This is a genomic window from Paenibacillus amylolyticus (assembly GCF_036894225.1).
GTDB lineage: Bacteria > Bacillota > Bacilli > Paenibacillales > Paenibacillaceae > Paenibacillus > Paenibacillus amylolyticus.
Map to the genome: position 1 here is coordinate 5,450,054 of NZ_CP145892.1, position 14,353 is coordinate 5,464,406.

Below are 14,353 nucleotides of genomic sequence, written 5' to 3' on the forward strand. Positions count from 1 at the left end.
GAAAATATTTACACTTGCACTCCGATGGCAGAATAACCTTCCGATCACTGTTATCCCCAGATTTTTTTGATTCCTTCATTCAGAAGGAAAAATCCGCTGATAAAGGTGACCGCTTCGCTTCTTCAAGTTATTTCTGCCCTCTCCGTTATCGTGTAAATGTTACGTTGAACTTATGTAATAGATGATGGGCACGGGAAGTTCCTTGTATATTACGGGAGCTATCCTAGCCTCAGCTTAATGACACTTAAAAGACAGCTTAAAAATATATGTCCAAAATGTGAACATTCTGACCAACACCCACACCCTGCGCTTAAAGCCAACGTAACATAGAGTACAGGAGAATGTGCTCCTGACCAAAAGTCAGAGGGTGAATCGTGTGAAAGTATTATTCACGTTTTATGTTCCGAGCGGTGGCGTGGATACGTTAAATCGACTGCGCACCGCTGTTCTGAAACGCCATGGCATTGAAGCGCACCTATTGTATCTCAGCACAGGCTCGGGATTGCAGAACAACAGTGATACACCTATTTTCACCGCGTCCAGTGACGAGGATATCCATCATATCATCCATACTCATCATTATGATGCCATCATTGCCACTTCAGACATCGCTATGCCCGGCCGCTTGAGAGGACTTGGTTATACCGGACGAATTATTTTTGAAGCGCAGGGACTCGGAGCACGCGATCAAGCTCTGGAAACGATACAGATGGGTGTCCCATACCTCCAAGCTCATTGTGATGCTGCCGTTATACCTCCCACAGACCACCTGCTGGATATGTTCATTCATATCTGTCCCTGGCTTCATCGGTTTGTTATTCCCAATATGCTGGATACAGACACCTTCGCACCAATCTTGGTGGATACCCCACCCTATCCGGTGCTGGCTTGGGTAGGACGACTTGAACACAACAAAAACTGGCGTGAATATCTAATCATATCGAGTGAAATCGTCAAAAAAAATCCGGAAGCCAGACTATGGTTGTTCCACGATCCAACTTTGGCTAATCCAGAAGATGAAGTCATGTTCCGGCACATGCTGGCAGAATACGGGCTTGAGGATCGGATTGGGATCTTCATCAATGTTCCTCACTCTCAGATGCCTGCATATTATTCCATGATTGCCGCTTCAGGGGGCATCATGTTATCCACTTCCCTGCTGGAAGGATTCGGTTATGCCGTCGCTGAAGCCATCAGTTGTGGCTGCCCGGTGCTCAGCACGGATTCGGATGGTGTGCGTTCATTTATCACACATAATAAGACTGGTAAGTTTTATCCAATTGGAAATGTAGAGGCCGCTGTAGCCGAAGCAAGGGACCTCATGAATAACAAGAAATTGCGTGAGTATATTCGCATTCAGGGCAGACAGCATATGAGCTTGTCTTTTTCACCAGATCGATATGCCATCTCCTTCCGTGAAATGATGACAGCACTGCGAATTTTCCATTGAGCATAGCAAAAAAGGCAGTTCAGCAAAATTTCTCTGAACTGCCTTAGTATGGTTTTTATGATTTTTATGGTTTTTATAAAATCTTAGTGTCCCATCATCATCGCGGGATCAGGCTTGTCGCCATTTTGAAGTTCTTCTTCCGGCATCGGTTTTGGTTTCCGCAGAATCAGACTGAGCAAACATCCGAACAATGCAATACAAGCGGCTAGGAAGAACGTATCATTGAAACCAGTCACCAAACCATGCACGATAGCGGTCGGCTCTGTACTCGTTGTATTGTCTGCGATTCTTGAAGTCAGGAAGCCTGTAAGCCCTGCAACCGCAAAGGACACGACTACTTGCTGTGCAGCAGCCGTGAGCGGTGTAACCCGTCCAACCAACTTGCGCGGTGCAGCATTTAATACATGCGTATTGAGTGGCATCATGGACAAGCCCATACCCAGACCCATCATGACCAGAGCCGTTATAATCAGGCCAAGACCTGTCTCTGCCGTAATGGAGGACAGAATAAACAATGCTCCTGAGATAATACCCAGACCCACAAAGGCCAGAGGTCTAGCACCGATTTTATCAAACAACCGACCACCAAGCGGCATACCCACTCCGGAAGCCAACGCCTGTGGCAGTAGAATCAATCCTGTTTCCAGTGCAGTGTACCCTTTGATCTGCTGCAAATAAAGCGGGATCAGGATCATCGCACCGAACAGCGCCACTTGTGACACCCATGCGAGAATAATTCCCCGTGAGAAATCAGATGATTTGAATACCCGGAGTTCGAGCAATGGATTTTGATGACGAAGCTCCACAATAATGAACAAAATGAGTGCTACACCACCCACAATGACACCCGTCAAAGTTGTTGTAGACGTCCAGCTCGTTCCACCCTCACTCACACCGTAAGCCAGCATCGAGAACGCAATTGGCGCCAGAATCATGCCGAGCAGATCCAGTGCAGGTGTGCGTCCACGATCTGTATCCGGCAAAAACTTGATACATAGAATGAAAGCTGCAATACCAATGGGCAAGTTAATCAGGAAGATCCAGTGCCAGCTCAGTGATTCAATAAACCACCCGGACAACACCGGACCTAACGCAGGGGCAAGCAGCATGGGAATTCCCAGCATCCCCATGATGGAACCTCTTCGCTCAGGCGGAGCCAGACGAAAGACCATCGCCATACCAATAGGAGCAACCATGCCTCCACCGAGACCCTGAATGATACGGTAAATGATTAATTGCTCAGGTGATTGAGCGATCGAGCATAACACTGAACCCAAGGTAAACATAGCAATGGTGAACAGGAATACTCTTTTGGCACCAAAACGGTCCGTTAACCAGCCTGCCAGTGGAATAACTGCAGACAAAGCCAAGGTGTAACCCGTAACCGTCCATTGGATCGTTTTAAGATCCGTCTCAAAATATTGAACCAGATTTGGAATGGCCACGTTCACCACCGTGCTATCCAGAATAACCATAATCATTCCGACGATAATTGCCAGGAGTGGCAGTATAATGGCTTTAAGCGAAAACTCTGCCGGCTCCTGGGGTACTGCTGTTTGTTCTTTCACGTTCTCCACACTCTTTTCCAGCCAGTAGATCGCAGCCTTATCCATGCGTCTCACTCAGCCTATATTGACGACCAATTTCAAACTATCGTTTTAAATCGTCGTTTTAAACTTTCGTTTAATACTGATCTAATTCTAATGAAAATACCTTTGCTGTCAAGCTATTTTTTCAGACAATTCTACTATGGATACACCACAAAAAAATGGAACAGGCACCTTCCCTGCTCCACACGTTGATTAATCATGACTATTTAATTATAACCATATCAATCTGCAAGCTTCATCATCTGATATTCTGACAGTATGCCCAATGTCTGACCGTGAATACTCCGGAAATACATTCGAATAACCAGATGATTCGGAGAAGAGCTGTTGCTGATGATCCTCAGCTCATAAGGCTCGGATGACACATCCAGATTATGAATGACCTGATTACCGCCCGCTCCCCCCGAATTTGACGTTAGGTGAAAAAGGTGTCGGTACAGTTCTCCGTGCATACTGGCTCCACCAACAAATACATCCGTCCCTTCCTCGCCGCCCACATAGGCCAACTCCACATCCATGTACTTGATGGGAACAAATGTCTGTAACAGATTCTCATGAATCTCAAGTAAATATACCGCCACTGTAGATCCCTCCTTCGGAGCACATGAACCTTCCTGTACATAGGATATGCTTCCTCTCGTCCATTGCCATTTGCATTCACCCATTTTCGACCAATTACACGGAAATGCCCGACCTTCCGGTCCTCTTTTTTCATAGAATAAAAGGATAGAAGCTCGGCCGGTGCAGGCCGTGACAAGGAGGTAGCTATGAAAGTTCTGCTCGTTACGTATTGGGAGCTTACACATATGGGAGGCATATGGACATATGTTAAACAACTGGCCGACAGGTTAATCGCACTTGGTGTAGAGGTTGATATCATGGGCACAAATGGTGCCAATAACGAAGTATATGTTCGTAATCTGAACCGCGCTTTCTCCAAGGATAAGGTGTGGCCCATGCTGCAAGCCAAACTCAATCCGACTGATCTGCCACAATTCACTGCCGATCCTCTTCTCGCTTATTATGAACTGAATAGATATGCCTTCGAGATGGCGGCCGCTTATCTGGGGGTGGACCACTATGATGTTATTCATGCGCAAGATCCGGTAGCTGCCGTAGCCATAAAACGCATCTTAAACCGCAATATCCCACTGGTTACAAGCTATCATGGCGCTCTTGCACGCGAAGCCTTTTACGATGCTCAAAATTCCAACCCACAGCTTACTCTCCCTTCATATTTGCAATCCAAGCGTGGACGTTATTTTCTCTCATTGGAAGAGCGAAGTGCAGCACAGTCCGAGCTCATTCTCGTGTCAAGCCACTGGATCAAGAGTACGCTTACAGAGCTTGCCGTTCCTGAATCAAAGTTCAGACAGATTCCCTATGCTGTAGATCTCCCAGCCTACCGTGCCTCAGCAGCTGTGAAGTTCCGCCAGCGACCACCTGCGGGCAAGAAAGTCATTGCCTTTACCGGACGACTTGAATACATCAAGGGCGTTCATGTGTTAATCAAGGCCTTAGCCAGTCTGAAAAATAAACGTTCCGATTGGGTCTGCTGGATCGCAGGAGAAGGCAATCTAACCGATGAATTGCGGTCACAGGCCGCGTCAACGGGTATTGGAGCCGATGTTGTGTTCTGGGGCAAGCTGGACAATATTCCTTCCTTCCTGCGCCATGCAGACATCTATGTTCAGCCCAGCCTGCAGGACACCCAGCCGTTCTCCGTTACCGAAGCACAACTGGCGGGTGTACCTGTTATCGTCAGTGGTACAGCCGGCATGCCTGAGATGGTTGACCCTGGACGCACAGGATGGGTTGTTCCTCCGCAGGATGTCGACTCGCTCCGTGAACTGTTGGATGCACTACTTGAGGATGATGTTACCCGGAGAACAGTGGGTGCGGCGGCGAAAGCCTGGGCTGAACAACATCGTTCACTGGAAGTGATGGGATTGCGTACATTTCAAGTCTACCAAGAAGCCATCTACAGAGGAGGACATACAATATGACGTTACTTGTACCAAGTGATCTATACAATCGCTGGTTTTCGACTCCAGTTTCCACACCTCACATCAACGTGGATTACGCTGTAATGAATGAATTGATGAAGAAGCTGCCTAAAGGATATGTATTTCCCGATCCTGCATCCATGGTGATCATGAATTCAAAAGATTGAGTTGTCCAATGATATGCCGTCTTTATATAACATGCCGAAATATCAAACAAGGGGTGTCCCATCTGTCATATGAATGACTGAGGACACCCCCTTCTCGTTTCAAATGTTTTCTAACGGACCGAGAACACGCTATTCCAGATCTCTCTAATCTGTCGCCAACTTGGAATACATATTCAGATCACTGAACGTTTCGCCTGCCCTCTCGTATGCTCTGAGGGTGCCTTCGTATGTGAAATTGAGCTTTTGTAATAGCTTGATAGAATTCACATTATCGGGGTCAACCTTTGCTTCCATTCGATTCAGCCTCATGGTCGAGAATGCATGAACTAACAAAGAAGAGATCGCTTCCGTAGCATATCCTTTCCCCCAGTGTGATCTGGCAATGTCATACCCAATTTCTGCTTTGAGATTGTCAAAATCCAGTGCATTATAACCACATGAACCTATGATTTCGTTGGACTCTTGCACAAGGATAGAGAACCGAATGGCCTTGTTTTCCTGAGCAAGATCATTCAGAAGATTAATCATGGCTATAGCTTGATTTTCATCCGTAAAATGAGTGATATTCATAAATCTAGTTACATCCGGATCAGACCAAATTTTAAACAAGCTGGCCGCATCCGATACGTTCATTTTTCGCAAATATAACCGTTCTGTGTATAACTCTGTAATCAATACTCTTACCTCCATTAGTTTATTAATAGTTAGGTTTAAGATATTGATATCTGTGCATAGTCCAGTCCCTTCCGTGTATGAATCATTTCATTATACAGAGACTTCAGCAATCGATCACCCTTTGTGTCCACGTATCTGTCCATAAAGCAAAAAAAGAGCTTCCACTTATAACACTTAAAAAGTGCTTCATAAGGGTGCTCTCCTGTCCATTTAACACCTATTCCATTTCAGCCATCGTTGCCAAATCCATCTACTTCCAGTACCCGCCAACCTGAAGCAAGTTAAACAGAATAGGCCGATGCTTCGCCTGAACCTGTTCCATCTCGGCAACCAGTGCCTTGAAATGGCGTTTGGTCCCCATCGATTCATGCAATCGGTAACACATCAGAGGTTCATTGTAGTAGAACAGCTCATACATTGGAAACAGCCTCATCCACATCTCATAGTCATGGGTGTAGCGAAAATCAGTGTCGAACAGTCCGAAGCGCTCAAATGCTTCCATCTCTAACATGACAGTACAGCCGTTGATCGGACAACCTTCCAGCAGTACCTGCAACATTTCCAGACGACTTCCCACTTCCGGATGCACCGTATCCAACCATTCACTCTTCTCATTCACATAATGGTAGGCACCATGACAGAATGAAGCCTTGACTTCTCGCATAAACTTCAGTTGTTTCTCCACCCGGTCCAGTAGCATCACATCATCTGAGCTGAGCCAAACAAAGTAATCCCCTGTTGCATGTTTGATGCCCTCATTTAATGCTGTCGCGGTTCCACCGTTTTCTTTGCGAATATAGCGGATGGAATCCATGAATGGCTGTAGCCGCTCCACGTGCTCGGTTGACCCATCATCCACTACGATGACCTCGATATGCGGATACGTCTGGTGAATGGCACTGTGAACAGCCTGCTCGATATAAGCACAATTGTAAAAAGGAATGACGATCGATACTTTTGGCTCCATTCGGGCCTTCCCCTCCTCTTACTGTCTTAGGTAAAATGCTGCGCAAAGAGGGCGTTAATCAGCCATCTTTTGGCTTTCTTAACTGCCCTCCCTACGCTACCCGCCAAGCGTCGCTATTAGCTGCAACAGCGGTTCCCGATATCTGGACCATACCATGGATGCCTCTCTGCCGATGACATCCGCATGACGTACCGATCCCATTCCACCATGCCACCGATAGGCAGTAAGCGGTTCATTCAGGTATGGGAACCGATGACCGTTCAGTACAATACGCATCCAGAGATCCAGATCATGGGTGTAGGGAAGAAGTTCATCGAACAGCCCCACTCCGCTAAAGAGATCCTTGCGAATCATGACCGTGCAGCCATTCACTGGATTGCCGTTAACAAACCGTCGTAGTAAATCCATATCCGACATCGGTTCAGGCCCACCATGCATTCTGGTAACTGCCGAATGCTCGTTGATATAATGAAAGTTCGTATGGGAGACGAGCACATTCTCACGCTGCATAAACTCCAGCTGATAACGAATTTTATCCGGGTACAGATAATCATCCGAACTGAGCCAGGCTACATAATCACCTGAGGCATGGCGGATGCCATGATTAAGTGCCGAAGCCGTCCCGCCATTGCTTTTGCCAAGCACATTAATATAAGGAAGATAGGGTTGAAGCAACTCTGCATGCCGGTTTGAACCGTCATTCACAACAACGATCTCCACATCGGGATACGTTTGGTTCAGCGCACTCTGAATCGCCTGAGGCACATAAGGGCAGTTATAGAATGGAATGACAATGGATACTCTCGGATTCAACTTGTCGTCCTCCCTTGCTGGACACGAACATCACTCAGGATATCCTGAAGTGATGTGGCAAATGGAATCATCGGCTGCCAGCCAAGCTTGCGCAGCAGTGATAATTCCTCCTGTTTCCCCGAACCATCCGGACCAGAAGATGCCCCATCCCAGCGAACAGGAACTTCCGCTTCTGTCATGGACAACAGCAGATCTGCAATTTCTCCAAGACTGCGCTCAACTCCAGACACCACCGGATATACTGTACCGCTGGACCCGTGTACCAGGAGGGTCGCATACGCTCTGACGGCATCCCGCACATCCAGAAAGTCACGGGTATTGTCCCGTCCGGACAGACGGAATGCCTCGGTTTTGCCCGCCTGCTCACAGGCAACAACATGGCGTGCAAGCAGTGAACAGATGCCTGTGGAAGGACCCGCACCTATCAGATTGCCTGGCTCCGCCAGCATGATCTGTTGTCCGAAGAGCGACATCCACGACAAGGACACCATCTCTTCCAGCGCTTTACTGAGACTGTATGGATGCGGAGGCTGGGGAATCCGGCCAGGTTCCGGCGTATATTTTAACCTCGATCCTACAATAACGGTTCGTGCTGTCGGACAACTGCGAAGCGCATCCAGCAGATACAGCACGGCCATCACATTGGTCTCCAGGACCAGTAGCGGATCAGACCACGAATCAGGCACTGAATTTTTGCCAGCGAGATGCAGCACATAGTCGGGCTGCACCTCGCCGATCAGATGACGTACTTGCTGTTTATCGTTTAGATCACAGACATGGACTTGTGCACCTTTTCCGAATGAATACACATCCGGCCTCCGGACTACCGCCGCAACCACTGCACCAACTTCCCGAAAATAAGATACGGCATGTCGCCCGGTAAAACCGGAGGCGCCTGTAATCAGCACTTTCTTGCCTCTCAGCTCTGCTCCATCCATAATGCCAACTCCTTCAGCATTGTAGAATAATCCGGCAGGTCTGTCTTCACATCCTCGCGAGTGGACACCAGTGTACGATCCTGCACTACACTGTCATCACGCACAATCGTCACATCCTGCTTATCCCAGGTCTGCTTGAACAATACAAGCAGGTCATGCTTGCTGACAGGTACCGGATGAGCTAAGTGGATCAGACCACTAACCGATGAGGACAGGTAATGGTTTACCCATTTGGCCAGCTCAAGTGTGGTCACACCGTTCCAGAATACGCGGGTATACCCCCCGACTTCACCTGTGCTGGACATAAACCATTGCATCAGACCAATGCCGCCCTGCCGAATCTCGGGTCCAATAATGGACGTACGGATCGTCAGATGACCTTCATCCTGAACTTCACCAAGTGCTTTGGTGATGGCGTAAGCTGAAGTCCCATCCGTAACATCATCTTCCCGGTATGCTCCCCGTTCCCCGCTGAACACACAGTCCGTGCTGATATGAATCAGGCGTGCACCAATCGTATCTGCAACCCGCCGCAGACGATGTGGCAGGAAACCGTTAATATGATATGCAGTAATTTTGTCCTCATCTGCAAAGTTGTTCAACACACCTACAGCATTAATAATCACATCCGGGTGCACAGCTTCTACCAATCGATCAACCATGAAGCTGTCGTTCACATCCAGGAGCAGACCATTGGGGTCCGTTACATCCCGAGATGTGTAGAAGACGCTGTGTACACCTTGACGGCGGAAATAGTCGACCAGAATATGGCCGGCCATTCCGTTTCCACCAAGTATCAGCAGTTTCATGACAAGAATCCTCCGCGTTTCAGAATTTCACGAATCTCCTCTTTGGTCATGAGTTGATGCTCAGAACTGAAACTGTTAAAGGAGACCGGGGGGCAATTGGTATAATGTTCACGCAGGCCCGGTATACCCAGGGTAGGAAGAATAACCAGGTACTGCTCATCGTAGACAACGGTGGTCATGCTCTCGAATTCACTCATCAATATTTCATGGATTTTCTCCCCTGGACGAATGCCACGTTCCACAATACTCACATTCTCCACACCGGAATCCTCAATCAGCACTTCCGCAAGATCAACGATTTTGCAGGTAGGCATCGTCATGACAAAGATCTCTCCGCCTACACTTTCCACCGAAGCTTTGAACAGCAAGGTAATTGCGTCCTTCAGCGTAAGAAAGAATCGAGTCATACTCATATCCGTGATGGAGACCTGCCCTTTCTGGCGGATCTGATTCTTGAACAGATGTACCACACTTCCGTTTGTTCCCAGTACATTCCCGCCCCGTACCGTAACAAACTTGGTATCGCTGTGTAACAAGTTTGCATATACAATTAATTTCTCGCCGATCGCTTTTGTCATGCCATAGAAGTTGGACGGATTGGCCGCTTTGTCAGTCGAGATATAGATTACTTTTTCCACCTTGTTCTCAATAGCAGCCTCAATTACGTTCTGTGTACCAATCACGTTGGTTTTGAGTGCTTCGTACGGTTGGTCTTCACACACCGGAACATGCTTGAGCGCAGCCAGATGAAATACATAGTCCACATGCTGGCAAGCCGCCGTCAAGGCGTCCTTGTCACGAATATCTCCAATCCGGAAATGAAGACGCGGGTCTTCAAATTCACGACTCATAGCTACTTGGCTAGACTCGTTCCGGGAATATACAATAATTTCTTTGGGCTGCTGGGGCAGTAGTTGAGCCACAAGTTCATAACCCCATGATCCCGTACCGCCAGTCACGAGTATACGCTTATTTTCAAACATGCATTTTCCCTCCAAGCAGAAATTTAACCACTTTACTGGATACATCTGTGGCTTTGTAACCTTGCGGGCAATCCCAGTCGCTAGACATCTTTGTCATGACTTTCACGCAATCAGCGATGCGCGCGGCATCCAGACCGGAGACGACATTGCTGCCGCAATCGACCGTTTCCGGCCGCTCGGTAGTTCGACGCATCGTTACGGTCGGCACGCCCATAATGCAACACTCCTCCTGCACGGTACCGCTATCCGTAAGTGCACAGCGTGCATGACGTTCAAGCATTACAAAGTCGAAGAATCCAAACGGCTCATGAAACTCCACCAGCGGGTTCATTTCCAGATGCAGATGCTCCGCAATCCGGATCGCTGTACGCGGATGAATACTGCAGATCACACGCAACCCGTGTTCCTCTGCGACCTGGTTCAGTCCTTTCATAATCTCCAGCAAATGAGGGGCATGATCCACATTCTCAGCTCGATGGGTAGTAACCAGGAAGTATTGCCCAGACTTCAGCTTGAGCTTCTTCAGTATTTTGCTGGAACTTACTTGCGCGTCGTAGTGCTGCATGACTTCATAGATGGGATTGCCCGTTAGCACGATGCGCCTGCTTGGTACCCCTTCGCTGACCAAATGTTTCTTGCTCTGTTCCGTGTAAGGCATATTAACGGTGGAGATGGCATCAATAACCTTACGATTTTTCTCCTCAGGCACATCCAGGTCGAAGCAACGATTGCCTGCTTCCATATGAATAACAGGAACACCCATGCGCTCAGCCAATATTGCACATAATGCGCTATTGGTATCGCCGAGCAGCAGCAATTTATCGGGTTTCTCCTGCAAAATCAGATCTTCCATCTGCGTAAACATCGAGGATAGCTGTCGTCCCAGAGTGGCCGCTTCATCCTGAAGAACGTAATCCGGTGCGCGCAGGCCCATTTCCTTGAAAAAGAGACCGCTGAGACTTTCCGTGAAGTTCTGTCCCGTATGCACCAGAATATGTTTGGACGCGTACTGGTCCAGCTTGGAGATGATCAGGCTGAGCCGTATGATCTCAGGTCTCGTACCCAGCACCGTCATGATCTTCATCGTAATCCCTGCCTTCATCTTGTATTGGAACCCTTGCGCCCTGCTCGGCTACGTCCCGCTTTGGCAGATTTGCGTCTGCGACTAGCCGATTTCCCCATATGCGGACGCGGTCCCTTCGTTGTACGGGTTCTCCCCTTACGTCTGCCAGTTCCGGAAGTACGTTTCAGCCCCTCACGGTCTCGGCGTGAATGAGGTGCAAGTGGCTTGCGGCGACGTTTCCGCGTTTTGCCCCTCTGTTGAATCGGCTTTACAGCCGGGACAGTACCTGAAGCAACAGGAGCATCGTGACCCAATGCGATTGGAGGTAATGAGGAATGTGGCAACACCTGTATAACGGTCAGTGGGAATAATAGTGCCCGAACCGTAGTCGGCTCCAGAACCAGTACAGTGCGTAGTCCTCCCTCCCCATGGGTATACACAGGTCCATTCGGAGGTTGGATATAAGCAAACCATCCGGGAAAACGCAATAACCACTGTGTCACCATCGTATGCAGTTTCGTTCGGTAGGTTTCAACGCCGTAGAGCCTTTCCGCTTCTGTCCGATTACGCCACCCCGTATTCGAGGCCAGCTCTGCATCATTCAGCAAGGTTGTTGCCAAGGTGACAAGCGCTTCGGTATCACCCGGAGGGGCCAGAAATGCATCACTGCCTACAGATTCCATTAACTCCTTCAGTCCACCCTGAGCAAAAGCGATGACCGGTTTGGCAAAATAGAGACCCTCCAGTGCGGTCATGCCAAACCCTTCTTTGACCATGCTTGGGATGACCAGGATATCCATCGCGGTATACGCCAGAGATACGTTCTCTTCAAATGTGGTGAAGGTAAACCGGCGTGAATACCCGGATTTTTTCACCCGTGATACACACTCGTCGTAATACTTTTTATCCGATGCTGCCCCGATGATCCAGAAGCGACAGCGCGAATGTGTTTCACAGATCCTCAAGGCCATATCCACAAAAGGTTTCAACCCTTTGGCATCATATATAAATGAAGAAATATAACCGATACAGGTCTGCGATGATTTGAAACCGAGCTCCTTACGCTTGCGTTCGCGCAGATGAACCCAGCGGTCCGGTGCTGGTAGCGCGGGTTCCCAAGTTGGGGAGATAATGGTCACTTTGTCACCTATGCCGGCTTCGTGGAATGGGGCTACCGCTGTCTCGGATATACCGATAATCCAATCCGCGTAACGCCCAATCATCTGGATTGCCTCGTTTGTATGTTCATTCGTATGAATGATCTCGGTAATCTTCCAGATGACCGGAATCTGAAGGGACTTTGCTGCTATAGCCGGCATCACATTAACGCAGGTGTTCGTTAACACCATATCGGGAGCAGTCTCCCGTATTAGGGAGACTGCTTCCTGATACGCTGGTGTATGACGAAGCTGCTCCGCATCATCTGCAATGCCCAGGTAAGGTGTGTACACACCGTGAAGCATCGGCAGAGTGCATATTTTGACCTGAATGCCGAATCTCCGCGCAAGCCCCGCAAGCTTCCCCTCCTGAGGGGCTACGAGCACACATTCAAATATCGTGCCGATCTCTCTCATAAAATGAAGCAGTAGCTTCTCGGCACCTGTAATGCTGCGAGTATTGCACACATGTGAAAATAACATCATCTTTGGTTTCGTTGCCATGGCCGCACGGACCCTGTACACGATTATCCGATACAGGGTACTGTGCACACCTCCTCCCGGCCAGAATTAAGGGAATATGATGGTTAACATTTCATTAATTCTTTTGCCATACGTGTGGTCTTTCAGTGTACGTTCAAGTCCACGAAGTGCAATCTCACGGCGTTCCTTTTCATGAGTAAGATAATATTCCACTTTGTCGAGTAACTCCTGCGGCGAGGAATATGTCTCAATCTCCACACCCGGTTTGTAGAAACGCGCAATGTCATCCCGGGCGTCGGTCAGCTGTAGCGTCGTGGACGCGGCAATTTCAAACGTTCTCGGGTTAGGTGAAGCTGGCGCGATTTTGAGGTGATTATTATTGACGGAATCATCTTCGTGGGATCGATGCAGGTTGATGACAATTTTGGTGCCATTGTACACATCATTGGTCTCCGGCGGACTCATCCAGCGCCCGAGCTCAATCTTCTCGCCATAGGCAGTATAGTCAGGCAGACGGTCCCACCAGATTCCGTTAAATACCGTATTGTGTGACATCAACTGAGGCATGATCGGATTGAAGAAGTATACCCGGTTCCAGTAGGCCGAGCCGATAAAGCTGACATCCCGTTTTAACGGGGAAGGAGTTGTAATCGGAAAGTAATGATTAGTAAATGCGGCAAAAGGGAGGTAGTGAACGGACGCGCAGCCGATTTGTCGATATAGATCGATACAGTTCAGTTCCAACGTGAAGACATGGTCAAAATGTGTCACAATATCCAGCGTCATATCTGTATAGTACGGGTCATCCGTGAGCCAGATCGCCGTCTGAATGCCCGCTTGGCGAATCGCATCGATATGCTCGATGGGGATATCCATTCCATCCAGCACAAGCACAAGATCAGGACGCGTCTGCAGCGCAATTTCAGAAATCGGTTGACGCGGATCAGAGAGGGTTACTTGAGCTACCATACCCTGTAGCGTGGCCATAATGGCCTCATCCAACGGGGAGTAAGGGAAGCCTTTACCCGAGGATACATACAGCACGTGAAGCTGTCGGAAAGGCAACGGTTCCTGTGCACAATTCACAATATAGTTGGCGCGACCGCGCAGATATCCTTCTTCCTTACCTGCGTCATATCCGGCATGTTGCCCATTTTTGCGTGCTTGATCAGCCAGGCTTAGTACGGGTGCATGAATCTTTTTAGTTTTACGGTGTTTGAGAGACATACCGC

The 14,353-nt window shown here is 48.5% G+C and carries 14 protein-coding genes; 3 read left to right on the top strand and 11 right to left on the bottom strand.

What is annotated here, in order from left to right:
* Nucleotides 1-376: 376 nt before the first annotated feature.
* The gene (locus V6668_RS24130; RefSeq protein ID WP_235193923.1) at nt 377-1,450 is read left to right on the top strand and encodes a glycosyltransferase family 4 protein; all 1,074 of its coding nucleotides are present in this window, start codon (nt 377-379) and stop codon (nt 1,448-1,450) included.
* A gap of 83 nt (nt 1,451-1,533) precedes the next feature.
* Here V6668_RS24130 and V6668_RS24135 read toward each other — a convergent pair whose 3' ends face one another.
* Both V6668_RS24135 and V6668_RS24140 read right to left on the bottom strand, forming a co-directional pair.
* Nucleotides 1,534-3,063: a DHA2 family efflux MFS transporter permease subunit gene (locus V6668_RS24135; protein WP_338708997.1), complete on the bottom strand. Its 1,530-nt coding sequence runs from the start codon at nt 3,061-3,063 to the stop codon at nt 1,534-1,536.
* A gap of 218 nt (nt 3,064-3,281) precedes the next feature.
* The gene (locus V6668_RS24140) at nt 3,282-3,641 is read right to left on the bottom strand and encodes a hypothetical protein (protein WP_076319754.1); all 360 of its coding nucleotides are present in this window, start codon (nt 3,639-3,641) and stop codon (nt 3,282-3,284) included.
* Nucleotides 3,642-3,827: 186 nt separating this feature from the next.
* Here V6668_RS24140 and V6668_RS24145 point away from each other — a divergent pair, with 186 nt between their 5' ends.
* Entirely contained in the window at nt 3,828-5,066 is a 1,239-nt protein-coding gene (locus tag V6668_RS24145) for a glycosyltransferase family 4 protein (protein ID WP_076319755.1), read from the top strand.
* The gene (locus V6668_RS24150; protein WP_179086550.1) at nt 5,063-5,233 is read left to right on the top strand and encodes a hypothetical protein; all 171 of its coding nucleotides are present in this window, start codon (nt 5,063-5,065) and stop codon (nt 5,231-5,233) included. Before V6668_RS24145 ends, V6668_RS24150 begins: the two co-directional genes overlap by 4 nt.
* 144 nt (nt 5,234-5,377) lie before the next feature.
* On the opposite strand, the gene V6668_RS24155 is transcribed toward V6668_RS24150, so the two are convergent.
* From V6668_RS24155 to V6668_RS24195, 9 genes are all read right to left on the bottom strand, one after another.
* Nucleotides 5,378-5,908 carry a GNAT family N-acetyltransferase gene (locus V6668_RS24155; RefSeq protein ID WP_076319756.1) on the bottom strand — a complete coding sequence of 177 codons (531 nt, stop codon included), beginning with the start codon at nt 5,906-5,908 and terminating at the stop codon, nt 5,378-5,380.
* Between the two features lie 250 nt (nt 5,909-6,158).
* Nucleotides 6,159-6,875 carry a glycosyltransferase gene (locus V6668_RS24160; protein ID WP_127547111.1) on the bottom strand — a complete coding sequence of 239 codons (717 nt, stop codon included), beginning with the start codon at nt 6,873-6,875 and terminating at the stop codon, nt 6,159-6,161.
* A 96-nt stretch (nt 6,876-6,971) separates the two neighbouring features.
* Nucleotides 6,972-7,688 (bottom strand): glycosyltransferase, encoded by a 717-nt coding sequence (locus V6668_RS24165; protein ID WP_338706934.1) that lies wholly within the window; start codon nt 7,686-7,688, stop codon nt 6,972-6,974.
* A complete protein-coding gene (locus V6668_RS24170; protein WP_076319757.1) occupies nt 7,685-8,626 on the bottom strand; it encodes an NAD-dependent epimerase/dehydratase family protein in 942 nt (313 codons plus the stop codon). The genes V6668_RS24165 and V6668_RS24170 overlap by 4 nt, the downstream gene beginning before the upstream one ends.
* On the bottom strand, nt 8,608-9,435 hold the full coding sequence (locus V6668_RS24175; RefSeq protein WP_338706935.1) for an SDR family oxidoreductase: 828 nt from the start codon (nt 9,433-9,435) through the stop codon (nt 8,608-8,610). Before V6668_RS24175 ends, V6668_RS24170 begins: the two co-directional genes overlap by 19 nt.
* Nucleotides 9,432-10,418 (bottom strand): polysaccharide biosynthesis protein, encoded by a 987-nt coding sequence (locus V6668_RS24180; protein WP_017692517.1) that lies wholly within the window; start codon nt 10,416-10,418, stop codon nt 9,432-9,434. The genes V6668_RS24175 and V6668_RS24180 overlap by 4 nt, the downstream gene beginning before the upstream one ends.
* Entirely contained in the window at nt 10,411-11,502 is a 1,092-nt protein-coding gene (wecB, locus tag V6668_RS24185; RefSeq protein ID WP_338708998.1) for a non-hydrolyzing UDP-N-acetylglucosamine 2-epimerase, read from the bottom strand. Before wecB ends, V6668_RS24180 begins: the two co-directional genes overlap by 8 nt.
* A gap of 14 nt (nt 11,503-11,516) precedes the next feature.
* Nucleotides 11,517-13,142 (bottom strand): glycosyltransferase family 4 protein, encoded by a 1,626-nt coding sequence (locus V6668_RS24190; protein WP_338706937.1) that lies wholly within the window; start codon nt 13,140-13,142, stop codon nt 11,517-11,519.
* Nucleotides 13,143-13,208: 66 nt separating this feature from the next.
* Nucleotides 13,209-14,348 carry a CgeB family protein gene (locus V6668_RS24195; protein ID WP_076319759.1) on the bottom strand — a complete coding sequence of 380 codons (1,140 nt, stop codon included), beginning with the start codon at nt 14,346-14,348 and terminating at the stop codon, nt 13,209-13,211.
* Between the last annotated feature and the right edge of the window lie 5 nt (nt 14,349-14,353).